The organism is Streptomyces sp. NPDC003327, from assembly GCF_053589515.1.
Map to the genome: position 1 here is coordinate 83,713 of NZ_JBSFSA010000002.1, position 24,126 is coordinate 107,838.

The 24,126-nt window shown below is 72.3% G+C and carries 18 protein-coding genes; 4 read left to right on the forward strand and 14 right to left on the reverse strand.

Annotated features, from left to right (window positions below; translation table 11 throughout):
- From ACWDVG_RS02040 to ACWDVG_RS02080, 9 genes are all read right to left on the reverse strand, one after another.
- Complete coding sequence (locus ACWDVG_RS02040) at nucleotides 1–1,212, reverse strand: phosphoglycerate kinase (RefSeq protein ID WP_451695242.1); 1,212 nt, start codon at nucleotides 1,210–1,212, stop codon at nucleotides 1–3.
- 112 nt (nucleotides 1,213–1,324) lie between these two features.
- Nucleotides 1,325–2,335: a type I glyceraldehyde-3-phosphate dehydrogenase gene (gene gap, locus ACWDVG_RS02045; RefSeq protein WP_451695244.1), complete on the reverse strand. Its 1,011-nt coding sequence runs from the start codon at nucleotides 2,333–2,335 to the stop codon at nucleotides 1,325–1,327.
- 219 nt (nucleotides 2,336–2,554) lie between these two features.
- Entirely contained in the window at nucleotides 2,555–5,509 is a 2,955-nt protein-coding gene (locus ACWDVG_RS02050; RefSeq protein ID WP_451695246.1) for a M14 family zinc carboxypeptidase, read from the reverse strand.
- A 196-nt stretch (nucleotides 5,510–5,705) separates the two neighbouring features.
- Nucleotides 5,706–6,695: a DNA-binding protein WhiA gene (gene whiA / locus ACWDVG_RS02055; protein WP_030205188.1), complete on the reverse strand. Its 990-nt coding sequence runs from the start codon at nucleotides 6,693–6,695 to the stop codon at nucleotides 5,706–5,708.
- Complete coding sequence (locus ACWDVG_RS02060; RefSeq protein WP_451695247.1) at nucleotides 6,686–7,723, reverse strand: gluconeogenesis factor YvcK family protein; 1,038 nt, start codon at nucleotides 7,721–7,723, stop codon at nucleotides 6,686–6,688. The genes whiA and ACWDVG_RS02060 overlap by 10 nt, the downstream gene beginning before the upstream one ends.
- On the reverse strand, nucleotides 7,720–8,736 hold the full coding sequence (gene rapZ / locus ACWDVG_RS02065) for an RNase adapter RapZ (protein WP_451695249.1): 1,017 nt from the start codon (nucleotides 8,734–8,736) through the stop codon (nucleotides 7,720–7,722). The genes ACWDVG_RS02060 and rapZ overlap by 4 nt, the downstream gene beginning before the upstream one ends.
- The gene (uvrC, locus tag ACWDVG_RS02070; RefSeq protein ID WP_451695251.1) at nucleotides 8,733–10,712 is read right to left on the reverse strand and encodes an excinuclease ABC subunit UvrC; all 1,980 of its coding nucleotides are present in this window, start codon (nucleotides 10,710–10,712) and stop codon (nucleotides 8,733–8,735) included. Before uvrC ends, rapZ begins: the two co-directional genes overlap by 4 nt.
- Before the next feature lie 73 nt (nucleotides 10,713–10,785).
- The gene (locus ACWDVG_RS02075) at nucleotides 10,786–11,526 is read right to left on the reverse strand and encodes a hypothetical protein (RefSeq protein ID WP_451695252.1); all 741 of its coding nucleotides are present in this window, start codon (nucleotides 11,524–11,526) and stop codon (nucleotides 10,786–10,788) included.
- A 5-nt stretch (nucleotides 11,527–11,531) separates the two neighbouring features.
- The gene (locus ACWDVG_RS02080; protein ID WP_451695254.1) at nucleotides 11,532–12,143 is read right to left on the reverse strand and encodes a papain-like cysteine protease family protein; all 612 of its coding nucleotides are present in this window, start codon (nucleotides 12,141–12,143) and stop codon (nucleotides 11,532–11,534) included.
- A 239-nt stretch (nucleotides 12,144–12,382) separates the two neighbouring features.
- On the opposite strand from ACWDVG_RS02080, the gene ACWDVG_RS02085 reads away from it, so the two are divergent.
- Nucleotides 12,383–13,312 (forward strand): hypothetical protein, encoded by a 930-nt coding sequence (locus tag ACWDVG_RS02085; RefSeq protein ID WP_451695256.1) that lies wholly within the window; start codon nucleotides 12,383–12,385, stop codon nucleotides 13,310–13,312.
- A gap of 25 nt (nucleotides 13,313–13,337) precedes the next feature.
- Here ACWDVG_RS02085 and ACWDVG_RS02090 read toward each other — a convergent pair whose 3' ends face one another.
- A complete protein-coding gene (locus tag ACWDVG_RS02090; protein WP_451695257.1) occupies nucleotides 13,338–13,763 on the reverse strand; it encodes a Rieske (2Fe-2S) protein in 426 nt (141 codons plus the stop codon).
- A 275-nt stretch (nucleotides 13,764–14,038) separates the two neighbouring features.
- Nucleotides 14,039–17,113 carry an excinuclease ABC subunit UvrA gene (gene uvrA / locus ACWDVG_RS02095; protein WP_451695259.1) on the reverse strand — a complete coding sequence of 1,025 codons (3,075 nt, stop codon included), beginning with the start codon at nucleotides 17,111–17,113 and terminating at the stop codon, nucleotides 14,039–14,041.
- Between the two features lie 157 nt (nucleotides 17,114–17,270).
- Between uvrA and ACWDVG_RS02100 the strand changes: the two genes are divergently transcribed.
- The 3 genes from ACWDVG_RS02100 to ACWDVG_RS02110 all read left to right on the forward strand — a co-directional run bounded on the left by ACWDVG_RS02100 (nucleotide 17,271) and on the right by ACWDVG_RS02110 (nucleotide 20,061).
- Nucleotides 17,271–17,960, forward strand: a complete 690-nt coding sequence (locus tag ACWDVG_RS02100) for a maleylpyruvate isomerase family mycothiol-dependent enzyme (protein ID WP_451695261.1) — start codon at nucleotides 17,271–17,273, stop codon at nucleotides 17,958–17,960.
- 35 nt (nucleotides 17,961–17,995) lie between these two features.
- Complete coding sequence (locus tag ACWDVG_RS02105) at nucleotides 17,996–18,652, forward strand: MBL fold metallo-hydrolase (protein WP_451695263.1); 657 nt, start codon at nucleotides 17,996–17,998, stop codon at nucleotides 18,650–18,652.
- 128 nt (nucleotides 18,653–18,780) lie between these two features.
- Nucleotides 18,781–20,061 carry an MFS transporter gene (locus ACWDVG_RS02110; RefSeq protein WP_451695265.1) on the forward strand — a complete coding sequence of 427 codons (1,281 nt, stop codon included), beginning with the start codon at nucleotides 18,781–18,783 and terminating at the stop codon, nucleotides 20,059–20,061.
- A 76-nt stretch (nucleotides 20,062–20,137) separates the two neighbouring features.
- Here the strand turns inward: ACWDVG_RS02110 and ACWDVG_RS02115 are convergent, their stop codons facing one another.
- The 3 genes from ACWDVG_RS02115 to ACWDVG_RS02125 all read right to left on the reverse strand — a co-directional run bounded on the left by ACWDVG_RS02115 (nucleotide 20,138) and on the right by ACWDVG_RS02125 (nucleotide 24,103).
- Nucleotides 20,138–21,139, reverse strand: a complete 1,002-nt coding sequence (locus ACWDVG_RS02115) for a TerC family protein (protein WP_451695267.1) — start codon at nucleotides 21,137–21,139, stop codon at nucleotides 20,138–20,140.
- A 231-nt stretch (nucleotides 21,140–21,370) separates the two neighbouring features.
- A complete protein-coding gene (locus ACWDVG_RS02120; protein WP_451695269.1) occupies nucleotides 21,371–23,416 on the reverse strand; it encodes a TerD family protein in 2,046 nt (681 codons plus the stop codon).
- Nucleotides 23,417–23,524: 108 nt separating this feature from the next.
- The gene (locus ACWDVG_RS02125) at nucleotides 23,525–24,103 is read right to left on the reverse strand and encodes a TerD family protein (RefSeq protein ID WP_451695271.1); all 579 of its coding nucleotides are present in this window, start codon (nucleotides 24,101–24,103) and stop codon (nucleotides 23,525–23,527) included.
- Between the last annotated feature and the right edge of the window lie 23 nt (nucleotides 24,104–24,126).

Here is a 24,126-nt window from a genome sequence, read left to right on the forward strand (position 1 = left end):
TCAGTCCTCCAGTGCGGCGAGGCCGGGAAGCGTCTTGCCCTCGAGGTATTCGAGGGAGGCGCCGCCGCCGGTCGAGATGTGGCCGAATGCGTTCTCGTCGAAGCCCAGGGTGCGGACGGCCGCGGCGGAGTCGCCGCCGCCGACCACGGTGAAGGCCGGGGAGTCGACGAGCGCCTGGGCGACGGCCTTGGTGCCCTCGGCGTAGTCGGGGTGCTCGAAGACGCCCATGGGGCCGTTCCAGAAGACGGTGGCCGCGTCGGCGAGCTTCGAGGCGTACAGCTTGCGGGTCTCCGGACCGATGTCCAGGCCCTCCTCCGTCGCGGGGATGGCGTCCGCGGCGACGACGGTCGGGTTGGCCGGGGCCTTGGTCTTCAGGTCCGGGAACTCGGGCGAGACCAGGACGTCGACGGGGAGGACGAACTCCACGCCGCGCTGCTCGGCGCGGTCCAGGTACTCCCGGACGGCTGGGATCTGGTCCTCCTGGAGGAGGGAGATGCCGACCTCGTGGCCCTGGGCCTTGAGGAAGGTGTAGGCCATGCCGCCACCGATGAGGATGCGGTCGGCCTTCTCCAGGAGGTGGTCGATGACGCCGAGCTTGTCGGAGACCTTGGCGCCGCCGAGGACGACCACGTAGGGCCGCCGGACGTCCTCGGTGAGCTTCTTGAGGACGCCGACCTCGTTGGCGATGAGGTAGCCGGCCGCGTGCGGCAGCTTGCCCGGCAGGTCGTACACCGAGGCGTGCTTGCGGTGCACGGCGCCGAAGCCGTCGCCGACGTAGACGTCGGCGAGGGCGGCCAGCTGCTCCGCGAAGGCGGCGCGCTCGGCGTCGTCCTTCGAGGTCTCGCCGGCGTTGAAGCGGAGGTTCTCGATGACGGCCACCCGACCGTCGGTCAGGCCCGCGACGGTCGCCCGCGCGGACTCGCCGACCGTGTCGGTCGCGAAGGCCACGTCGGCGCCGAGCAGCTCGCCGAGCCGCGCGGCGGCCGGGGCGAGCGAGAACTGCGGGTCCGGGGCGCCCTTGGGGCGGCCCAGGTGCGAGGCGACCACGACGCGGGCGCCGGCGTCGGCCAGCGCCTTGACCGTGGGGACGACGGCACGGATGCGGCCGTCGTCGGTGATGGTGGTGCCGTCGAGCGGCACGTTGAGATCGGCGCGGACGAACACCCGCTTGCCGGAGACGCCTTCGGCGAGAAGCTCGTCGATCGTCTTCATCTGTCACAGACTCCTTGGTACGCGGTGGAGCACACGAGACAGGGCTCGCACAGCGCGGCGTTGCGCTGCCCGAGCCCTGCTCACATCGAAAGCCTGCCCTGAACCCTAGAGCTTAGAGCCGGCCGCCGACGAAGACGGTGAGGTCGACGAGACGGTTGGAGTAGCCCCACTCGTTGTCGTACCAGCCGAGGATCTTGACCGTGCTGCCTTCCTGGACCATCGTCAGGGAGGCGTCGAAGGTGCAGGACGCCGGGTCGCTGACGATGTCGGAGGAGACGATCGGGTCCTCGGTGTAGAAGAGGATGCCCTTCAGGTCGCCGTCGTCGGCGGCCTTCTTGAACGCGGCGTTCACCTCGTCCTTGGTGACCTCGCGGTCGAGGGTGACGACCAGGTCGGTGGCGGAGCCGGTCGGGACCGGGACACGCATGGCGATGCCGTCGAGCTTGCCCTTGAGCTGCGGGAGGACCAGGGCGGTGGCCTTGGCGGCACCGGTCGTGGTCGGGATGATGTTCTCCGCGGCGGCGCGGGCGCGACGCAGGTCCTTGTGCGGGAAGTCCAGGATGCGCTGGTCGTTCGTGTACGCGTGGACCGTGGTCATCAGGCCCTTGACGATGCCGAAGTTCTCGTCGAGGACCTTCGCCATGGGGGCGACGCAGTTGGTGGTGCAGGACGCGTTCGAGATGACGTGGTGCTGCGCGGGGTCGTACTTGTCCTGGTTGACGCCCATGACGATGGTGATGTCCTCGTCGCTGGCCGGGGCCGAGATCAGGACCTTCTTCGCGCCACCGGCGATGTGCTTCTCGGCGTCGGCCTTCTTCGTGAAGATGCCGGTCGACTCGATGACGATGTCGACGCCCAGCTCGCCCCACGGGATGTCGGCCGGGTTGCGCTCGGAGAGCACCTTGATGGTGTGGCCGTCCACGGTGATGGTGTCGGCGGTGTGGGTGACCTCGGCCTTGAGGCGACCCAGGATGGTGTCGTACTTCAGCAGGTGCGCCGTGGTCGCGGTGTCTCCCAGGTCGTTCACCGCCACGACTTCGATGTCGGCACCCTGCTCAAGGAGCGCGCGGAAATAGTTGCGACCGATACGGCCAAAGCCGTTGATGCCTACGCGGATCGTCACGAACCGATCTCCTCGTTAGGAACGCCGGTATATGTCACACCGGCGAGATCTTGATTTTTTTGGGATGTCCCCGACCGCTTACGACCCTACCTCTCCCCGCCCGCCGGAGTGACATCGGCCTCAGCCGCTTGGGACCGGAACGTGAGCGAAAACGGCCGACGGCCCGCACCTACCAACGGGTACGGGCCGTCGTGGGACCTTTGTCCCGATTACTCTCCGTCAGCGCCGGAGGACCCCCAGGGCGCGGCCGAGGAGCCTCGCCCGCTCCCCCGCGTCCGTCACGTGCTCCAGGCCGAAGCCCAGCAGGACGGTGTCGCGGGTGGTGACGGCGGCCTGGGAGTGGAAGAGCGCCGCGGACCGCGTCCAGTCCGAGCCGTTGCCGGGGCTGCCGACCGGGGCGCCGGGGACGGACCAGGCGCCGAGGGAGGTCTCGAAGCCCTCGGCCTCGGTGCCGGAGCCGGTGACCAGACGGGTGTCGTCGACGAAGGCGCCCGTCTCGCCCGTACCCGGGTCGGAGACGTACGCGATCGACAGCTCGACCTTCCTGCCGGCCCAGGCGCTCAGGTCGACGGAGGCCTGGCGCCAGCCGTTGGACGGGCCGGTGAACGCGTTCCAGGACCCGGTGGTGCCGGTGGACGCGCAGCCGTTCTCGCCGACCGTGAGGTAGTGGGCGAGGAAGGGGTGGTCCCGGACGTAGTAGCCCTCGCCGCAGTCGGCGGGGGGCTCGGCCGAGGTGCCGCCGTTGGCGTCCGGCAGGGTCGTCCAGTCCTCCTGGCCGACGGTGTGGGCCTCGACGACGAGGTTGTCGTAGCCGGGCTCGGTGTCGTAGCTGACCTGGAAGTCGAGGCGCGGCCGCTCGGCGGCGGCGACCCCGGTGAGGTCGACGGTCCTGGTCAGCCGGGCCCAGGTGCCGTCGGTGTGGCGGACCGCGGCGAAGGAGCTGCCCTCCGCGGGCTCGAAGGGGGTGCGGACGCCCGGGTAGTCGCCGCCCGAGGCGCTGCTCGCGAACTGCGGGAACTCCTCGGGGTCGAGCGTGTCGGAGGTGACCGTGTACGCCCCCGCGTTGTCGAGGGGGTTGCCCTCCGCCGCGCCGAGGGTGACGCCGAGGCCGCGGAGGCCACCCGCGCCGCTGTACCGCAGCGGGTTGTTCAGGCCGGCGCGGTGGTGGGCGCCGAGGTAGTACTGGGCGAAGTCGTTGGACTCGGCACGGCCGATCCGGGTGAGCCCACCGGTCTTCTCGCCGGCGTTGACGAGCGTGCCGCCCTCGTTGAGGTAGGAGCGGACGGCGAGCTGGACGGCACCGGAGGGGCGTTCCGCGCCGGTGTACCAGACGACGGTGCGGAAGTGGGAGAGGACGCCGAGGGCGTGCGGGGTCCCCTGGGTGGCGACGTCCCAGACGGCCGCCTTCCGGCCGTTGTCGGCGAGCGCCTTCACGTACGCGGCGGTGTGCCGGGCGGCGGCGGTGCCGCCCTCCTCGGCGAGGACGAGGACGTCACCGCGGGCCCGGTCGGCCACGGTGTACGTGAACGGGGCGGAGGCGGTGGCCCTGCCGTCGGCGGTGCGGGCGGTGAACCGGACCTCGACCGAGTCGCCGGGCCGGGCGCCCTCGACCTCGCCCCGGTACTGGTCGAAGTACAGGTTGTCCTCGCCGCCGTAGGTCTCGCCGCCCTTCCACGCCTGCAGCGGGACCCGGTGCGTACGGCCGCCGTTGATCCGGTACTGGAGGGTCTTGCCGCGCAGGGACTTCCGCGCGGTGACGGCGACCTCCTGTTCCTCGCCGCGGGCGTAGGAGGTGGTGAAGGCGTCGGGGGTGAAGTCGGGGGCCTCGACGCCGACCGGGGAGACCGGCCGGTCGGGGTGGGCGGCCGACTCGGCGACGGCGAGCGCGAAGGGGACGTTCTTGGCGAACTCCGCCTGGATCAGCTTCTCGTCGTCGGGGAAGGTGAAGACGGAGGCGCAGTCGGCCGGGTTCCACGCGTCGTTCGGGTCGGCCCGGGAGGCGGTGGCACAGGTCGACATCTCCGGGGTGAACATCTGCATGCCGTTGACGTTGGCGGCGTGTCCGTCCGCCTCGCCGTTGGTGATGTACAGCTCGGAGGAGACCTGCGGCCGGTAGCCCGGGACGGCCGGGTTCTGCGGGGTTCCGGCCAGGGCCTTGAGGGCGATGTCGTCGGGGGTGTCGGTGGCGACCTGCCAGCCCACGCCGTACAGGATCAGCTGGGCGGCGGAGTGGTAGTTGATGCCGTACGAGAAGCCGATGCGCTTCTGGAAGGCGTCCAGGGCCCGGGTCTCGGGCTCCGACATGGGGCCGCTGCCGCGGTAGGTCTCGTCGGCCGGGTCGGGGGACGAACCCTCGTTGTCGTAGCCCCACTTGTAGGCGAAGTTGCGGTTGAGGTCGACGCCGTCGCCGGGTGCGATGCGGCCGTCGCCGTCGTTGTCGCGGAGGTTCTTGCGCCACTGCCGGTTGGCGGGGTCGGCGTGGGTGAAGTCGTAGCCGTCCGGGTTGGCGGAGAGCACGAACCACAGCTCGCCGGAGTCGACGAGGTCGGTGATCCGACGGTCCTTGCCGTAGTTGTCGAGGTAGTGGTGGAGCAGCCGCCGGGTCATCTCGGGCGTGATCCACTCGCGGGCGTGCTGGTTCGACAGGTAGAGGGTGGCGGGCCGGGAGCCGTCCCTGACGCGCCGGGCGTCCTTCGTGACCTTGACGGCCAGGATGTCCTGGCCGCGCACGGTCTTGCCGATGGAGACGACCTTGGTGAGCCCGGGGTGGGCGCGGGCGGTGTCCAGGATCTCCTGCTTGAGGCCGCCGGCGCCGCCGTACGGGCGGAAGACGCCGTCACCGGCCGTGTCGACCCGCCGCTCGGCGGAGGCGGACAGGGTGTGCTCGGCGAGCGGGACGCCCTTGCCGCGGAGCTGTCCGGCCTGGGCGTCGGTGAGGTACAGCTCGATCGTGGCGGTGCCCTTCTCGGGCACCTGCTCGGTGAGTTCGTGGCCGTCGGCTCCGGCGTCGAGGAGCAGGGGCACCTGCTCCTTGGTGACCTCGGCGCGCCACACGGAGAGGTGGGCGTACTCCCCTTCCGTGGGCCGTGGTTGCGCTCCGGCGACGGGTGTCGTCGCCAGTCCCGCGATCAGCAGTGAAGTCGCGGCGAGGATCGATCTCGCTCTGCGTCCCATGAGCCCCCCTTGCTGTGGTCCGTCACGAAGGTGAACAGACGCCAGGCTCTTGGGCGCCCATGGACCTGTCAAGGGTGCCTCGCCGCCCCCGCGAAAAAGCTGCCGGTGCCTCAGAAAGGCACCGACAGCGCGGAGTTCGGGGCCGTGCGGCCCGGAGTTCTGGGTTCCGTGCGACGCCCGCGCCGCACGGTTCCGGTCAGCCGACGAGGCTGTCGTCGAGCTCCTCGGTGAGGTTGGACTCGGTCCCGGGGATGCCCAGGTCCTGCGCCCGCTTGTCGGCCATGGCGAGCAGCCGACGGATCCGGCCGGCCACCGCGTCCTTGGTCAGCGGCGGGTCGGCGAGCGCGCCCAGCTCCTCCAGGGAGGCCTGCTTGTGCTCCATGCGCAGGCGGCCCGCGGCGGCGAGGTGCTCGGGCACCTCCTCGCCGAGGATCTCCAGGGCGCGCTGCACCCGGGCGCCCGCGGCGACCGCGGCCCGCGCCGAACGGCGCAGGTTGGCGTCGTCGAAGTTGGCCAGCCGGTTGGCCGTGGCGCGGACCTCGCGCCGCATCCGCCGCTCCTCCCAGGCCAGCACCGACTCGTGCGCGCCGAGCCGGGTCAGCAGGGCGCCGATGGCGTCGCCGTCGCGGACGACGACGCGGTCCACGCCCCGTACCTCGCGCGCCTTGGCGGCGATGGAGAGCCTGCGGGCCGCGCCGACCAGCGCCAGGGCCGCCTCCGGTCCCGGGCAGGTGACCTCGAGGGAGGACGAGCGGCCGGGCTCCGTCAGCGAGCCGTGCGCCAGGAACGCCCCGCGCCAGGCCGCCTCGGCGTCACAGGTCGCGCCGGAGACCACCTGCGGGGGCAGGCCCCGGATGGGGCGGCCGCGGCCGTCGACGAGGCCGGTCTGCCGCGCCAGCTGGTCGCCGCCGGCCACCACGCGCACCACGAACCGCGAGCCGCGCCGCAGCCCGCCGGGCGCCATCACGATCAGCTCCGAGCTGTGCCCGAAGATCTCCAGGATGTCCCGCTTCAGCCGGCGGGCCGCCATGGCCGTGTCCAGCTCCGCCTCGATCACGATGCGGCCGCTCACCAGGTGCAGCCCGCCCGCGAACCGCAGGATCGACGAGACCTCTGCCTTCCTGCAGCAGGTCCGGGTGACGGGGAGCCGGGAGATCTCGTCCTTCACCGCTGCCGTCATCGCCATGGGCCGATCCTTCCATGCATCCGAAAAATACGGTCGTACGCGGCGGCCAACAGCTCCGGGTCGTGCTTCGGAGCACCGTCGGGCCCGGCCACCGGCGCCAGCTCGACCGCGGCGCCGAGCCGCTTGGCGGCATCGACGAGGGGCTCCCTCGCTGACACGTCGGGCACGGCGGCCTCGTCGGCCAGCACCACGTCCAGGGCGAGTTTAGGGGCGTGTCGTCCCAAAACCTCCAAATGACGCTGCGGGGAGAAGCCCTCGGTTTCTCCCGACTGCGGCGCGAGGTTCAGCGAGAGCACCTTCCGGGCCTTCGTCTCGACCAGGGCGTCGAGGAGCTCGGGCACCAGGAGGTGCGGGATCACCGAGGAGAACCAGGAGCCGGGACCGAGCACCACCCAGTCCGCGTCGAGGACGGCGGCGACCGCCTCGGGCACGGCGGGCGGGTCGTGCGGCACCAGGTGCACGGACTGCACCTCGCCGGGGGTCAGCGCCACCGTCGCCTGGCCGCGTACGGTGTCCACGTCGTCCGGGCGGGCCGGGTCGTGGCCCTTGACCAGGGCCTGGAGCTCCAGGGGCACGGCCGACATGGGCAGGACGCGGCCCTGGGCGCCGAGCAGCCGGCCCACCAGGTCGAGGGCCTGCACGGGGTCGCCGCCGAGCTGCTCCCAGAGGGCGACGATCAGCAGGTTGCCGACGGCGTGGCCGCCCATCTCGCCCTTGGACTGGAAGCGGTGCTGGATGACCCGCGCCCAGGTCTGGCCCCAGTCGTCGTCGCCGCAGAGCGCGGCGAGCGCCTTGCGCAGGTCGCCCGGGGGCAGCACGCCCAGCTCCTCGCGGAGCCGGCCGCTGGAGCCCCCGTCGTCGGCGACGGTGACGACGGCGGTGAGGTCGCCGGTGATACGGCGCAGGGCGGCCAGGGATGCCGAGAGGCCCATGCCGCCGCCCAGTGCGACGACCTTGGGCTGGGCGCCGCGCCTGCGGAGCGTGCGCCGCACCGTGAGGGTGGAGGCACGCCTGCGGTACGGCTTCACTCGCGCCCCATGTCCCGGTGCACGACGACGGTCTCGACCCCTTCGGCGGCGAGGCGGGCGGCGAGGCGCTCGGCGGTGGCCACCGAGCGGTGCTTGCCGCCCGTGCAGCCCACGGCGACGGTCACGTACCGCTTGCCCTCGCGGCGGTAGCCGGCGGCGATCAGCTGGAGCAGCTCGGTGTAGCGGTCCAGGAACTCCTTGGCGCCGGGCTGGTTGTAGACGTAGTTCGACACCTCCTCGTTGAGGCCGGTGAAGGGGCGCAGCTCGGGGACCCAGTGCGGGTTCGGCAGGAAGCGCATGTCCACGACGAGGTCGGCGTCGACCGGCAGGCCGTACTTGAAGCCGAAGGACATCACGGTGGCCCGCAGCTCGGGCTCCTCGTCGCCGGCGAACTGGGCGTCCATCTTGGCGCGCAGCTCGTGGACGTTGAGGCTGGAGGTGTCGATGACGAGGTCGGCGTCGCCGCGCAGCTCGCGCAGGAGGTCGCGCTCGGCGGCGATGCCGTCGGTGATGCGGCCGTCGCCCTGGAGGGGGTGGGGGCGGCGGACCGACTCGAAGCGCCGGACGAGGGCCTCGTCGGAGGACTCCAGGAAGACGATCCGACGCGTGACCTGCTTGGCGTCGAGGTCGGCCAGGGACTCCCGGAGGTTGTCGAAGAACTGCCGGCCGCGGACGTCGACGACGACGGCGATGCGGGCGACGTTGCCCTGAGAGCGGGCGCCCAGCTCCACCATGGTGGGGATGAGGGCGGGCGGCAGGTTGTCGACGACGAACCAGCCGAGGTCCTCCAGGCACTTCGCGGCCGTGGACCGGCCGGCTCCGGACATGCCGGAGATGATCACCAGCTCGGGGATGGCCGCCTCGGCGCCGTTGTCGGCGGGGGTCTCCTTCGTGCCCGTACTCACGTGTCCTGCTCCGTCTTCTCGGTCGCGCTCGTCGTGCCGGTCGTTCTGGTCGGTCGGGTCGGTCGGGTCGGTCGGGTCGGTCGGGTGGTGCTCGTCGGGCTGGGTCATGCGGTGGTGCCCCCGTCGTCTTCCATGATCTCTCCTGTCGCCGTGTTCACGGCGGGTGCCGCCGGGGCTGCCTGAGCGAGGGCCACGACGACCGCCTCCGCGGTCTTCCGGCCCATGCCGGGGACCTCGCAGATCTGGTCGATTGTCGCCTGCCGGAGCCGCTTCACCGAGCCGAAATGCTTGATCAACGCTTGTTTCCGGGTCTGGCCGAGACCCGGGACGTCGTCGAGGGGGCTGGTCCGGAGGCGTTTCGTCCGCTTGGAGCGCTGGTAGCGGATCGCGAAGTCGTGAGCGGTGTCACGGACCCGCTGCAGGAGGTAGAGCCCCTCGCTGGAGCGGGGCAGCACCACGGGGTCGTCGTCACCGGGCAGCCACACCTCCTCCAGGCGCTTGGCCAGGCCGCAGACCGCGACGTCGTCGATGCCCAGCTCGTCGAGCGCCCGCCGGGCGGCCGCCACCTGCGGCTGCCCGCCGTCGACCACGACCAGCTGCGGCGGGTACGCGAAGCGCTTCGGGCGTCCGTCGTCCTGCGGGTCCTCCGCCGGGACCTCGCCGTCGCCCCACTCGCCGGTCTTCTCCTTCTCGGCGAGGTAGCGCCTGAACCGCCGGGTGATCACCTCGTGCATGGACCGGACGTCGTCCTGGCCCTCGAAGCCCTTGATCTGGAAGCGGCGGTACTCGCCCTTGCGGGGCAGCCCGTCCTCGAAGACGACCATGGACGCGACGACGTCCTCGCCCTGGAGGTGCGAGATGTCGAAGCACTCGATCCGCAGCGGCGCCGAGTCCAGGTCCAGGGCCTCGGCGATCTCCTCCAGCGCCCGGGAGCGGGTCGTCAGGTCGCTGGCCCGCTTCGTCTTGTGCAGCACGAGGGCCTGCTGGGCGTTGCGCGCGACCGTCTCCATCAGGGCCTTCTTGTCGCCGCGCTGCGGCACCCGCAGGGAGACGGCGGAGCCCCGGCGGCCCGACAGCCAGGCCGTGACGGCCTCCGCGTCCTCCGGGACCGCCGGGACCAGGACCTCCTTGGGGACCGCGTCGCCCGTCTCCTCGCCGTACAGCTGCTGGAGCGCGTGCTCGACGAGCCCCGCCGTGTCGACGGCCTCCACCTTGTCGGTGACCCAGCCGCGCTGGCCGCGCACCCGGCCGCCGCGCACGTGGAAGATCTGGACGGCGGCCTCCAGCTCGTCCTCGGCGAGGGCGATCAGGTCGGCGTCGGTGGCGTCGGCGAGGACCACCGCGTTCTTCTCCATGGCCTTGCGCAGGGCCTCTATGTCGTCCCGCAGCCGGGCGGCCCGCTCGTACTCCATGTCCTCGGCCGCCAGCATCATCTGCTTCTCCAGCCGGCGGATGTACGTGCCGGTGCGGCCGGCCATGAAGTCGCAGAACTCGTCCGCCAGTTCGCGGTGCTCCTCGGGGGTCACCCGGCCCACGCAGGGCGCCGAGCACTTGCCGATGTAGCCGAGGAGGCACGGGCGCCCGGCCGAGGCGGCGTTCCGGAACACCCCGACGGAGCACGTCCGCACCGGGAAGACCCGCAGCATCAGGTCGACGGTCTCGCGGATCGCCCACGCGTGCGCGTACGGCCCGAAGTAACGCACGCCCTTCTTCTTGTGCCCGCGCATCACCTGGACGCGGGGGAACTCCTCGTTCAGCGTCACCGCGAGGTACGGATAGCTCTTGTCGTCCCGGTACTTGACGTTGAACCGGGGGTCGAACTCCTTGATCCAGGAGTACTCCAGCTGCAGCGCCTCGACCTCGGTCGAGACGACCGTCCACTCCACGGAGGCGGCCGTGGTCACCATGGTGGCCGTGCGGGGGTGCAGGCTCGCCAGCGGCTGGAAGTAGTTCGCCAGCCGCTGGCGGAGGGACTTCGCCTTGCCGACGTAGATCACCCGGCGGTGGTCGTCGCGGAACTTGTAGACGCCCGGGGAGTCGGGGATCTGCCCCGGCTTGGGACGGTAACTGGAGGGGTCGGCCATGCCCCCACCCTACTGTCGCCCCCCGACACCCCATGCGGCCTGCGCCCGCCCCGTGCGGGACCCGCCCGGGTGGCTAGGTGCGGCGGCGGGAGAGCAGGCGGAGGGCGGGGAGGAGCAGGGCGGCGGCGGACAGGGCCGCCAGGGCGGGCGCCGGCGAGGAGCCCTCGCGCGCCGCGGGCGCGCCGTAACCCCCCGCCGCCCCCCGCTCCGCATAGCGCGACCCGGGCAGCTTGTCCCCGTACGCCCGCGCGACCCGCTCCCGGTACCCGTCCAGGCTCGTGCCGCTCCGCCCCACGGCACGCGTCGCGTCCTCGTCGAGGGGCAGCACCCGGCCTCCCTTCACGACGTACCACGCGTCGATCTGCGGTTCCCGGAAGACGAGTCCGCCGCCGCCCGCCTCCTCGTACCGGATCTCGTCGTCACCGGCGGCGATGTTCACGACCTGCCAGCCGCCCGGCTGCCGCACCGTCCAGAGGGAGGCGGTGCGGCCGTCGGCGGCGACGGCCCGGGTGGCCCGGAACTCGACGCGGGCGACCGGCGCCCCCGGCCTTCCGGCGACGAAGTCCGGGGAGAGGATCCGTACGGGCACGGACGCCCCGTCCACCCGCGGCGCCGCAGCGGTGACGCGGGCCCCGTCGCGGCGGCCGTCGTCGCGGGCGAAGAAACGGGTCAGCGTGTGCAGGGTCTCCGGCGCGGAGGCGGCCTGCTCGGGGGTCGGCGCGGGCGGCGGGCCGCCGGCCGCCTCGGCCGAACCGGGCAGGGCGACCAGCGCGGCGGCGGCGAGGAGCCCGGCGGCGACGGCGCGTGCGTTCATGGCGGTCACGCCCCTATCCGGTAGAGCGAGTGGGTCCAGGAGAAGGAGCCGTTGTTCACGTACCAGGCGTGGGAGGCCCAGTTGTAGCGGTTGCTGGAGGGCCACGGGTCGCCCCAGTACACCCAGCCCTCGGCGTCGTCGTAGCCGTAGAGGACGTGCATGTGGCCGCCGCCGCTCGCCCACTGGATGCGGGTCTCGATCGGCCGGTCGGCGTTGATCTCGGCCTGCACGGTGGAGTAGCGCAGCCAGCCGTCGACGTACGAGCCGGGGCTGATGCCCGCCCACCGCAACCCGGTCTGGACGTTGCCGAGGGTGGCCTGCCAGTTGGGGCAGTCGTAGCCCTGCTGCCGGTTGAAGGCGGCGTTGCAGAACTGGTTCTGGCTGTGGCTGCGGCCGTACCAGGTGGCGATGGTGTTGCCGGAAGCGGCCCAGCACCAGTTGGTCTTCTGCTGGGCCTGCATGGTGATGTTCAGCCGCTTGTACGCCAGGGCGGACGTGGTCTCGTCCACGCCCGGGACGGCGGCACCCGGCTCGGCGGAGGCCGGGGCGGCCGCGGGGACGAGGAAGAGGGCGGCCGCGGCGAGCGTCGCCGCGAGGGACAGCTTTCTTCTGCGCATCGCGTTCCTCCCGAAGTGGGGGGTGGGGATGGGGTGTGGGGGGTGGAGGAGCGCGTCCGGACGCTGGTCGGAGCATCGGGCGTTGTCGGCGGCGGGTCAACACGCTTCAATGCGGGGTGACATCGGGCTGTGAACGGTGCGACCCGGGTGTGAACGGGCGCCCCTGCCCCACCTGCCCGCCCGTCCCCGGCGGCGCCCGCGCCCGCCGCCCCGTCGTGAATGTTCACCGAGGAGTCCTCGTGAGCCACACCGAGGCCGATCTGGCACAGCTGCTGCACACCGGCCCCTTCCATCTGGCGCTGCGCACCGCGCTGGCGGTGCGCGGGCTGCCGCTCCAGCGGGTCCAGCACCATCTCGCGCACCGGGGCGTCAAGGTCGGGGTGACGTCACTCAGCTACTGGCAGCAGGGGGCGCGGCGGCCGCAGCGTCCGGAGTCGTTGAAGGCCGTGCGGGCCCTCGAGGAGGTGCTCCAGCTGCCGGGGAACTCGCTGCTGCGGCTGCTCACGGAGGACACGGCCGCGCGGGCCGAGGTGGAGCGCCCGGCGGGCCGCTCGTACCGCTCGCTGGTGGAGGCGTCGGGGGCGGTCGAGGAACTGCTCGCCGGCCTGGAGAGCCCGGCCGACGGCGGGCTGCACACGGTGGGACACCACGAGCGGGTACGGATCGGGGCGGGCCGGGAGCTGGCGGCGCGGGACTCGCAGCAGCTGGTGCGGGCGCACCGGGACGGCGTGGACCGCTATGTGGCCGTCCATCACGGGGATCCGGGCTGTGATCCGTCACGGGTGGTGGTGCGGGCGGAGGAGAACTGCCGGACCGGGCGGGTGCGGTGGCACGCCGGGACGGGGGTGCTGGTGGTGGAGCTGCTGTTCGACGCGCGGCTGCGGGCCGGGGACACGCATCTGTTCTCGTACGGGTTCGACGACGGCACGGCCGGGGCGAGCAGGGAGTACGTGCGCGGCTTCAGCTTCGCGGGCGGGCAGTACGTGCTCCAGGTCCGGTTCGACGAGGCGGCCCTTCCGGTGCGGTGCCGGAGGTTCGCGCAGGCGTCGGCGGGTGCGCCGCGCGGGGGCCGTACGGACCTGACGCTGAGCGGCCGGCACCGTACGGTCCACCTCGTGGAGCAGGGGGTTCGTCCGGGGATCCTGGGGATCGACTGGGACTGGTCCTGACGCCGCGGAGCGGACGACGGGGGGCTCAGGCCTCGGGGCCCGCGACCAGTCGGCCGTTCTCGACGCGGACGGCGACCTCGGGGAGCGGGACCGTGGCGGGGCCCTTGAGCGCCTTTCCGGTGGTGGTGTCGAAGCGGCTGCCGTGGCAGGGGCAGTTGCCCTCGTTGTCCTCGATCTTGTCGAGGACGCAGCCCGCGTGGGTGCACTGGGCGCTGAACGCCTTGTACTGGCCCTTGGCCGGGCAGCTCACCAGGAGCCGCTGCTCGCGGTAGAGCTTGGAGCCGCCGACGGGGACCTCGTCCGGGGAGCCGAGGGTGACGGGCGCGGTCGGGGTCGGGACCTGGGCGTGGCCGAGGTTCGACTCGGTGGAGCAGGCGGCGACTCCCAGCCCGGCGGCACCGGCGAGGGCGGCGCCTTTCAGGACGGTGCGACGGGTGGACTGGCCGGACATTGAGCGCTCCACGGTGGGCTGGGGGTACGGGGTCTCCGCGTCGACGATACCGGCGGGGTTTCGTGTGCATTCGGGCGGGCCTGTCGCCGCCCGCCGCCGGAGGGACGCGAGGGGCGCCTCTGGTGGGGACGCCCCTCGTGCCGCGCCGCGCGGCCCGTCCGGACCGGTGGGAGCCGGTACGGGCCGGGGCCCGGGCGGCTTCGGGCCGATGCCGGCGGACCGGCTTCGGACCCGTGCCGACGGACCGGTCCGGAGTCGCCGCCGACGGGAGCCGGTCAGGCCTTGCGGGTCCGGCCGGTGGCCTTCTTGGCAGCCGTCTTGGACGCCGTCTTGGAGGCGGCGGTCTTGGAGGCCGCCGTCCTGCTCGCCGCGACGGCCTTGCTCCCGGCGGTCTTGCTCGCCGCGGCCTTCTTGGCCGGAGCCTTCTTCGCGACCGACTTCGCCGTCGTCGCCGTCTTCCTGGCGCCGCGCGCCGCCGGGACGGTCGCCGCCGCGTCGCTGATCCGGTCGGCCCCGAGGATCTCGCGGAGGAACTTGCCCGTGTGGCTCTGCGACACCGAGGCGACCTCCTCGGGGGTGCCCTCGGCGACGACCAGGCCGCCGCCGCTGCCGCCCTCGGGGCCCATGTCGATGACCCAGTCGGCGGTCTTGATGACGTCGAGGTTGTGCTCGATGACGATCACCGAGTTCCCCTTGTCGACGAGCCCGGACAGGACCTTGATCAGCTTCGAGATGTCCTCGAAGTGCAGACCGGTCGTCGGCTCGTCGAGCACGTAGACCGTGCGGCCGGTGGAGCGCTTCTGCAGCTCGGAGGCGAGCTTCACGCGCTGCGCCTCGCCGCCGGAGAGCGTCGGCGCCGACTGGCCGAGCCGGACGTACCCGAGGCCGACCTCGGTGAGCGTGCGCAGGTGGCGGGCGATGGTGGGGACGGCCTCGAAGAAGTCGAGGGCCTCCTCGATCGGCATGTCCAGGACCTCGGCGATGGACTTGCCCTTGTAGTGGACCTCCAGGGTCTCCCGGTTGTAGCGGGCGCCGTGGCAGACCTCGCACGGGACGTAGACGTCCGGGAGGAAGTTCATCTCGATCTTGATCGTGCCGTCGCCGGAACAGTTCTCGCAGCGGCCGCCCTTGACGTTGAAGGAGAACCGGCCGGGCAGGTAGCCGCGGACCTTGGCCTCCATCGTCTCGGCGAAGAGCCTCCTGACGTGGTCGAAGACGCCGGTGTACGTCGCCGGGTTCGACCGGGGGGTGCGGCCGATCGGGGACTGGTCGACGTGCACGACCTTGTCGACGAGGTCGTCGCCGTCCACGCGCGTGTGGCGGCCGGGCACGGACTTGGCGCCGTTCAGCTCGCGCGCCAGGTGCGTGTAGAGGATGTCGTTGACCAGGGTCGACTTGCCGGAGCCGGAGACGCCGGTGACGGCGGTGAGGACGCCCAGCGGGAAGGAGACGTCGATGTCCCGCAGGTTGTTCTCGCGGGCGCCGTGCACGGTGAGCCGGCGGCCGGGGTCCACGGGGCGCCGGGTCCCGGGGGTGACGATCGCCTTCCGGCCCGAGAGGTACTGGCCGGTCATGGACTCCTCGTTGGCGAGGAGCTCCTTCAGGGAACCGGAGTGGACGACCTTGCCGCCGTGCTCACCGGCACCGGGGCCGATGTCGACGACCCAGTCGGCGACCTTGATGGTGTCCTCGTCGTGCTCGACGACGATGAGCGTGTTGCCCATGTCCCGGAGGCGGACCAGGGTCTCGATGAGCCGGTGGTTGTCGCGCTGGTGGAGGCCGATGGACGGCTCGTCGAGCACGTACAGCACGCCGACCAGGCCGGAGCCGATCTGGGTGGCGAGCCGGATGCGCTGGGCCTCGCCGCCGGAGAGGGTGCCCGCGGCGCGGTTGAGCGAGAGGTAGTCGAGGCCGACGTCGACGAGGAAGCGGAGCCGCTCGTTGACCTCCTTCAGGACCCGCTCGGCGATCTTCTTGTCCCGGTCGTTGAGGGTCAGCCGGGAGAGGAACTCGGCGCAGTCGCTGATCGACATGGCCGAGACCTCGGCGATGGACTTCTCCATGACCGTGACGGCGAGGACGATCGGCTTCAGGCGGCTGCCCTCACAGGTGGGGCAGGGCACCTCGCGCATGTAGCCCTCGAAGCGCTCGCGGCTGGAGTCGCTCTCGGCCTCGCCGTGGCGGCGCTTCACGAAGGAGACGGCGCCCTCGAAGGCGGGGCTCGTCCAGGCCCGCTCGCGGCCGTACCGGTTCCGGTAGCGGACCTCGATCTGGGTCTTGTGGCCGTACATCAGGGCCTTCTTGGCGCGCTGCGGCAGCCCGGCGTACGGGATGTCGGTGCGGAAGCCGAGGGCCTGGGCGAGGCCGTCGATCATCCGGCCGAAGTACTCCTTGGTGTGCCCGTGCGACCAGGGGTGGATCGCGCCCTCGTCGAGCGACTTCTCCTCGTCGGGGACGATCAGCTCGGGGTCGACCTCCATGCGGGTGCCGATGCCGGTGCAGTCGGGGCAGGCGCCGAAGGGCGAGTTGAAGGAGAAGGAGCGCGGCTCCAGCTCCTCGAAGGAGAGGTCGTCGTACGGGCAGTACAGGTGCTCCGAGTACATCCGCTCGCGCTCGGGGTCGTCCTCGGGGAGGTCGACGAAGTCGAGCACGACCATGCCGCCGGAGAGCCCGAGGGCGGTCTCGACGGAGTCGGTGAGGCGGCGCTTGGCGCTGTCCTTGACGGTGAGGCGGTCGACGACCACCTCGATCGTGTGCTTCTCCTGCTTCTTCAGCGTCGGCGGCTCGCTGAGCTGGACGGTGACGCCGTCGACCCGGGCGCGGCTGTAGCCCTTGGTCTGGAGGTCGGCGAAGAGGTCCACGAACTCGCCCTTGCGCTCGCGCACGAGCGGCGAGAGGACCTGGAAGCGGCTGCCCTCGGGGAGCTCCAGGACCTTGTCGACGATCGCCTGCGGCGACTGGCGCGAGATGGGGCGGTGGCACTCGGGACAGTGCGGCTTGCCGATGCGGGCGAAGAGGAGCCGGAGGTAGTCGTAGACCTCCGTGATGGTGCCGACCGTCGAGCGCGGGTTGCGCGAGGTCGACTTCTGGTCGATGGAGACGGCGGGCGAGAGACCCTCGATGAAGTCCACGTCCGGCTTGTCCATCTGACCGAGGAACTGCCGTGCGTACGAGGAGAGCGACTCGACGTACCGGCGCTGCCCCTCGGCGAAGATCGTGTCGAACGCGAGGGAGGACTTGCCCGACCCCGAGAGCCCGGTGAAGACGATGAGGGAGTCACGCGGGAGGTCGAGCGAGACGTTCTTGAGGTTGTGCTCGCGAGCGCCACGAACGATGAGACGGTCGGCCACGCCGGTCCGCACCTTTCTTGAGAGAGCGGATGTGCCTGACACACCCAACAACCAAGGATGCCGGATGCTTCCGCCGAGCCTATAGCACGTACATTCGATTTCCGGCACTCCGCCGACTGCTTCACCCGAACGAGTGGTCGGCGCTAGGGTCGGCGCCATGATCGACCACGAGAGCGACCTGTCTTCCGTACGCGAGGCGACCGAGCGGCTGCTGGGCGACGCCGCCTCCTGGGACAACGCGGCCGTCGCCGAGCCGTCACGGCTTCCCGGCTGGTCCAGGGGCCACGTCCTCGCCCACCTCGCGCGCAACGCCGACGCCCTGGTGAACGTCCTGGAGGGCCGGCCCATGTACCCGAGCGCGGAGGCCCGTGACGCCGACATCGAGCGCGACGCCGGACGGCCGCTCGACGCGCACCTCGCCGACCTGCGCGCCACGGCCGACCGCTTCCAGGCCGTGGGCGCGGCGCCCGCCGACTGGAGCCGGACCGTCGAGCTGCGCAACGGCGTCACAGACAGCGCCTCCCGGATCCCCTTCCGCCGCTGGGTCGAGGTCGCCCTGCACCACGTCGACCTGGGCGTCGGTTACGAGCTGGAGGACCTTCCCGGGGAGTTCGTGCAGCGGGAGATCGACTTCCTCACCGAGCGCTTCACCGGCCTGACGGGCCTGCCGCCGATCGCGCTGTGGGCGGACGACGGCCGCGCCTGGACGACCGGCGACCCGGACGGGGAGGGCGGCGTCGCCGTCACGGGACCCGCCGTCGAGATGCTCGGCTGGCTCGCCGGCCGCCGCGACGGCTCGGCCCTGACCACCAAGGGCGGCCCGCTCCCCCAGCTCCCGGCGCTGTAGCGCCGGTTGTCGGTGGGCGGAGCTAGTCTGAGGCCATGACGTACAGCGGAGCGGTGAGGGTCGGCGGGCCTGCGGACGTGCACGAGCTGTCGGAGCTGATGATCTCGAAGGTCGCGGTCGGCCCGATGGACAACAACGCGTACCTGCTGCGCTGCCGGGCGACCGGCGAACAGCTCCTGATCGACGCGGCCAACGACGCGGAGACGCTCCTCACGCTGATCGGTGACGACGGCATCACGGCCGTCGTCACCACCCACCGGCACGGCGACCACTGGCAGGCGCTGGACCGGGTGGTCGCCGCCACCGGCGCGCGGACGTACGCGGGGGCGTACGACGCGGAGGGCATCCCCGTGGGGACGGACGTGCTCGTCGAGGACGGCGACACCCTCCGGGTGGGCCGGGTCGAGCTCACCGCCCGCCGGCTCGTCGGGCACACCCCGGGCTCGATCGCGCTGATCTACGACGACCCGCACGGCCACCCGCACGTCTTCACCGGGGACTGCCTCTTCCCCGGCGGCGTGGGCAACACCTGGAAGGACCCGGAGGCCTTCGCGAGCCTGCTCCACGACGTGGAGACCAAGCTCTTCGACGCGCTGCCCGACGAGTCCTGGGTCTACCCCGGGCACGGCAAGGACACCACGCTCGGTGACGAGCGTCCGCACCTCCCGGAGTGGCGCGAGCGGGGCTGGTGAGGCGTACGGGACCGGGCGCACGGCATCCGAGCCCGTGCTTCCGCACGCCCCCGTAACCGGGACGGCGGCCGGGTAGTTGGCGCGACATGCGCCACAGTCACCCTCCGTCGCCGCCCCGGGCCCCCTCCATGACCCGGCTCGCCACCGCCTCGCTCGTCGGCACGGCCATCGAGTTCTACGACTTCTTCGTCTACGGGACGGCCGCCGCCCTCGTCCTCGGACCGCTCTTCTTCCCGACGTTCTCGCCCCTCGCAGGGACCCTCGCCGCCTTCGGCACCTTCGCCGTCGGCTTCCTCGCCCGCCCCATGGGCTCCGTCCTCTTCGGCCACGTCGGCGACCGGTACGGGCGGCGGCCCGTGCTGTTCGCCTCGCTGCTGCTGACGGGCTGCGCCACGGTCGCGGTCGGCTGCGTCCCCACGTACGACACGCTCGGCATCGCCGCGCCGTTCCTGCTGCTCGCGCTGCGCTTCCTCCAGGGGCTCGGCCTGGGCGGCGAGTGGGGCGGCGCGGTGCTGCTCACCGCCGAGCACGCACCCGCGCACCGGCGGGCCCTGTGGTCGAGCTTCCCGCAGGTCGGCCCCGCCGTCGGCTTCCTCCTCGCCAACGGGGTGATGCTGGCGCTCTCGGCCGGGCTGAGCGACGCGGAGTTCCGCTCGTGGGGCTGGCGGGTGCCGTTCTGGTGCGCCGGGGTCCTCGCGGCGGGCGGGCTGCTGCTGCGGTCCTCGCTCGCGGAGACCCCGCAGTTCGAGGAGCTGTCCGCGTCCGGGCGGCGGGCGAGCGCGCCCCTCGCCGAGGTGGCGCGCGGCCACTGGCGGCTGGTGCTGCTCACCGCCGGAGCCCTCGCGGTCGGCTACGCGGTCTTCTACACGGTCTCCACCTGGGCCCTGGCCTACGGCACCGAGCGGCTCGGGGTGAGCAGCACGGTGATGCTGACCTGCGTGATGGCGGCGGTGGCGATCAAGGGCGCGGCCACGCCGTTCTTCGCGATGCTGGCCGACCGGTGGGGCCGCCGCCCTCTCTGCCTGGCGGGGTGCGCGGCCTCGGCGCTGTGGATGTTCCCGCTGGTGGCGCTGTTGCACACCGGGCAGCCGCTGCTGATGTTCCTCGGGTTCCTGGGGTCGCTGCTGGCCTTCAGCACGATGTTCGCCGTGGTGGCCGCGTACCTTCCGGAGCTGTACGAGCCCCGGGTGCGCTGTACGGGCGCGGCGGTCGGCTACAACCTCGCGGGGGTCCTGGGCGGCGCGCTGACGCCGATCGTCGCCACCGCCCTGTCGGACGGCGGGTCGGGGCCGCCCTGGGGCGTGGCGGCCTATCTGACGGTGGTGGCCCTGGTGAGCCTGGGCTGCTTCGCGCTGCTGCCGGAGACGGCACCGCACCGCACGGAGGCGGTGGAGGGCGCGGCCGCCTGACCGGCGGCGGGCACGCACACGGCGACGGCCGGCCGAGGGGGTTCCCCGGCCGGCCGTCGCCGTGCGAGCGGACGCGTCAGGCGTCGACGCTGTCCTTCTCGGCGGTTCCGGCGGCCGGCGTGGCCGCGTCCCGCTGCGCCTGCCGCTTGGAGGCGATGAGGCTGGTGATCGTGGTGACGATCAGGACGCCGCAGATGACGGTGAGCGAGAACGGGATGGAGATCTCGGGGACGTGCACCCCGGACTCGTGGAGGGCGTGCAGCACCAGCTTGACGCCGATGAAGCCGAGGATCACCGACAGGCCGTAGCTGAGGTGGACCAGCTTCTTGAGCAGGCCGCCGATCAGGAAGTACAGCTGGCGCAGACCCATGAGGGCGAAGGCGTTGGCGGTGAAGACGATGTACGGGTCCTGGGTCAGGCCGAAGATCGCCGGGATGGAGTCGAGGGCGAAGAGGACGTCGGTGGTGCCGATGGCGAGCATGACGACCATCAGCGGCGTCAGCACCCGCTTGCCGTTGACCCGGATGAACAGCTTGGTGCCGTGGTAGCGGTCGGCGACGCCGAACTTCTTCTCGACGGACTTGAGGAGACGGTTCTCCTCGAAGTCGTCCTCCTCCTCGTCGGAGCGCGCCTCCTGGATGAGCTTCCAGGCGGTGTAGATCAGGAACGCGCCGAAGATGTAGAAGACCCAGGAGAAGCTGGCGATGATCGCGGCGCCGGCGGCGATGAAGATCGCGCGGAGCACCAGGGCGATCAGGACGCCGATGAGCAGGACGCGCTGCTGGAGGTGGGTCGGCACCGCGAACTTCGCCATGATCAGGACGAAGACGAAGAGGTTGTCGACGCTGAGCGACTTCTCCGTGATGTATCCGGCGAAGAACTCGCCCGCGGCCTGGCTGGTGCCGAAGAACATCAGCCCGACGCCGAAGAGCACGGCGAGGACGATCCAGACGACGGTCCAGATTCCGGCTTCCTTGACCGACACGTCATGGGGTTTGCGCCCGATGAAGAAGTCGGCACCGATCAGGGCACACAGACCGAGAATGGTCAGCACCCACATGGTCATTGAAACGTCCACTGCGCCTCCGGCGTCGTACGGCTACTGATCAGCGTCGTCGCTGCCGGAGGTCTCTTCCACCCGGTCGGGGACGAGCCGCCGCCGGGCCGACGCCCCGGGATCGGATCACCTGATCCGTCCGTATTGACGGGAACGCCGCGCAATGGGGAGTACTCCCCTCCGCACTCAGAAGACTACCCGAAGAACCAAGAGAAGGTAAAGAGCAGGGTAAAGGGCCCCCAAAAGCCCAGGTCAGACCCCGTTCTGGCGACGGGCGTCGGCCACCTGTGCGAGGACCCGGCGGAGGACCGCGCTGCCCGGCGGAAGCACCGGCGGCTCGTACGTCCACGCGTGGCCCACCCAGGGATCGGCGAGGTGGTCGTCGGCGACCGGGGTGAGCCGCAGCAGCGACCGCCACAGCGGGTCGAGCACCGGACCGTACGCGGCCGCGTCCTCCCGGTCCGCCACCATCAGCAGGTGGACGCCGACGGAGGGGCCCTCGTCGGCGAGGTAGCGGAGCCGGGTGACCGCCCGGTCGTCGAAGCCGTGCGGGAAGTCGTGCACGATCAGCAACTGGCGGGCGGTGTCCAGGCCGGGCGGCAGGGCGTCGGACGCCCCGCCCCGCACCGCCATCTGGAGGAGGTCGACCCGCTCCGTCAGCTGGGCCAGGACCGCCGACACCCCGGCGGCACCCCGGGCCGGGGGCGCGGCGAGCACCCCGGTCTCCACGAGCGGCGCCAGGGCGGCGGCGCCGGAGCCCGCCGCGTCGATCACATGGACGGCGAAGTCACCCGCCGGGTGGGCGGCGAGGAGCCGGGCCGTGTGCGACACGGCCGCGTCCAGGGCGAGCCGCCGCAGCTCGGCCTCGTCGAGGAGAGCGGCCGCCGCGGAGTGTCCGCGGCCGCTGTCCACCCAGATGCCGCGCTCCAGCGGGAGCCTGACCAGCAGCGGGATCCGCAGCTCGGTGCGCTCGGGGAGGTGCAGGTCGCCGAGGCGGACGGCCATCGGCTGCTCGGTCGGTGCGCGGTAGGCGTGCCAGACGGGGTTGTCCCAGCGGGCGTACGCGGCCGGCAGGGCCGGTTCGACGACCTCGGACTCGGCGGCGAGCTGGCCGAGGTCCCGGTCCAGGACTTCCTGGGCGCGGGCCACCAGCTCGTCGTGCCGGGCGCGGGCGGCGGCCCGCGCGGCGTCGTTCGCGCCGTCGACCCGGCCCCGGTAGTCGGAGAGCGTCTCGTCGAGTTCGCGGTCGAGCCGGTTCTCCGCGAAGTCGCAGGCGCTGCGGTAGGCGGCGGCCGCGCGGGAGAGGTCCTCGAACATCCCCCACACCTGGTTGTAGAGCCGCTCGTCCATGGACCAGCCCGCCGCGTCCCCTGCGACGGGGGTCGGGAAGGACGACGGGCCGGGCGCGGCGGCGGCGGCGGTGGTGGTGGCCGCGGGCTCGGGCTCGGGGGCCTTCGGGCGGCGGCGCGGATGTGTGTAGCTGATGGGGCCGCCCGTCGTCCCGCTGTCGGCGCCGCTGCCGGTGCCGGAGCCGCTGCCGGTTCCGCTCGGGCTCGGGGCCGCCGTGCCCGTGCCGGGGGCGGCGACCGTGTTCGCGGTGGCGTCCTGCGGGGCGGGGAGGTCCGGGGCGACGGGCTCCGGACCCGCGGTCTCCGGCGTCGTCCGCAGGGCGTGCTCCGGCTCGGGGAGCCGCGACGGCGGCGCGGTGACCGCGGGGATCGGGGGCACGGTGGAGACGGCGGGCGCCGTGGCGCGGGCGGCGGCGTCGAGGGCCTCGCCCGCGAGCTCGGCGGACCGCTCCAGGCCCTGGTCGGCGAGGAGGGCGGCGAGCCCGCCCTCGTACCCCTGGCCTATCGCGCGGACCTTCCAGGCGCCCTGGCGCCGGTACAGCTCCAGGGCGACGACCGCGGACTCGCGGTCCAGGTCCGTGACGGTGTACTCGGCGACCGGCGTGCCCTGCGGGCCGACGACGGAGACGTGCGGCGCGGCGGCGGCGCCGAACCGGGTCGGGCCGCCCGTGCCGGCCGGCAGCACCAGGAGGAGCGAGAGCCGGTGGACGGTGTCGGGGAGGGCGTCCAGGTCGACGGCGACGCGGTGCTCGGCGGCGGCCCGGGACGGGACCTCGACGCCCGGCAGGACGGGCGCGCCGGGGTGGGCGACGCGGGCGGCGTCCGTGACCCTGCCCCGCTCGTCGCCGAGGGTGGCTCCGGCGACCACCGGATGTCCGGCCGACACCCGGATCTCCAGTCGGGTGTCGGGCAGGGGGTGGTTCTGCCCCCGGACCAGCTCGGCCGTCATCGACTCGTTCCCCTCGGCGTGTCCCCGCGTGGATCGGGGTTGATCATGTGGGACAGCTCCCGGTGGCCTCTCGCCGCCGGGAGCTGTGGGTGCGTCCGTGCCGCCGGTCTACAGGTGCGGCAGGATCGCGGGCATCAGGTCCTGGAACGTGCGGCCGTTGGCCGGGTTGCCCAGGGCGGTCATCTGCCAGCCGGAACCGGCCCGGTGCACCTTCGCCATGATCTGCGCGGTGTACTGGCCGCCGCCGTCGAGGGTGTAGCGCGCGAGCTCCTGGCCGTTCGTCTCGTCGACGAGACGGCAGAACGCGTTCTGCACCTCCTGGAACGTCTGGCCGGTGAAGGAGTTCACCGTGAAGACGATCGTGTCGATGTGGACCGGGACCCGCTGGAGGTCGACGAGGATCGCCTCGTCGTCGCCGCCCTGGCCGACACCGCCGACGAGGTTGTCGCCGGTGTGCCGCACGGAGCCGTCGTCGCTGACCAGGTGACGGAAGAAGACCACGTCCACCGGCTGCTTGTCGGCGAAGAGGACGGCCGAGGCGTCCAGGTCGATCTCGCGCGTGCGCGACCCGAAGAGGCCGCGGCGCGGTGCCGCCTGCCAGCCGAGCCCCATCCGCACCTGGCTGAGGCTGCCCCCGCCCTGCTTCTCCAGGCTGATGGCCTGACCCTTGGTCATGTTGACCGTCACGCGCTTGCCCCTCTCGTTGCGTT

What these genes read in the sequence shown, in the direction of transcription:
- ACWDVG_RS02040 (WP_451695242.1), bottom strand. Translation starts at nt 1,212, where the DNA reads ATGAAGACGATCGACGAGCTTCTCGCCGAAGGCGTCTCCGGCAAGCGG.
- ACWDVG_RS02050 (WP_451695246.1), bottom strand. Translation starts at nt 5,509, where the DNA reads ATGGGACGCAGAGCGAGATCGATCCTCGCCGCGACTTCACTGCTGATC.
- whiA (WP_030205188.1), bottom strand. Translation starts at nt 6,695, where the DNA reads ATGGCGATGACGGCAGCGGTGAAGGACGAGATCTCCCGGCTCCCCGTC.
- rapZ (WP_451695249.1), bottom strand. Translation starts at nt 8,736, where the DNA reads ATGACCCAGCCCGACGAGCACCACCCGACCGACCCGACCGACCCGACC.
- uvrC (WP_451695251.1), bottom strand. Translation starts at nt 10,712, where the DNA reads ATGGCCGACCCCTCCAGTTACCGTCCCAAGCCGGGGCAGATCCCCGAC.
- ACWDVG_RS02075 (WP_451695252.1), bottom strand. Translation starts at nt 11,526, where the DNA reads ATGAACGCACGCGCCGTCGCCGCCGGGCTCCTCGCCGCCGCCGCGCTG.
- ACWDVG_RS02080 (WP_451695254.1), bottom strand. Translation starts at nt 12,143, where the DNA reads ATGCGCAGAAGAAAGCTGTCCCTCGCGGCGACGCTCGCCGCGGCCGCC.
- ACWDVG_RS02090 (WP_451695257.1), bottom strand. Translation starts at nt 13,763, where the DNA reads ATGTCCGGCCAGTCCACCCGTCGCACCGTCCTGAAAGGCGCCGCCCTC.
- ACWDVG_RS02100 (WP_451695261.1), top strand. Translation starts at nt 17,271, where the DNA reads ATGATCGACCACGAGAGCGACCTGTCTTCCGTACGCGAGGCGACCGAG.
- ACWDVG_RS02105 (WP_451695263.1), top strand. Translation starts at nt 17,996, where the DNA reads ATGACGTACAGCGGAGCGGTGAGGGTCGGCGGGCCTGCGGACGTGCAC.
- ACWDVG_RS02110 (WP_451695265.1), top strand. Translation starts at nt 18,781, where the DNA reads ATGACCCGGCTCGCCACCGCCTCGCTCGTCGGCACGGCCATCGAGTTC.
- ACWDVG_RS02120 (WP_451695269.1), bottom strand. Translation starts at nt 23,416, where the DNA reads ATGACGGCCGAGCTGGTCCGGGGGCAGAACCACCCCCTGCCCGACACC.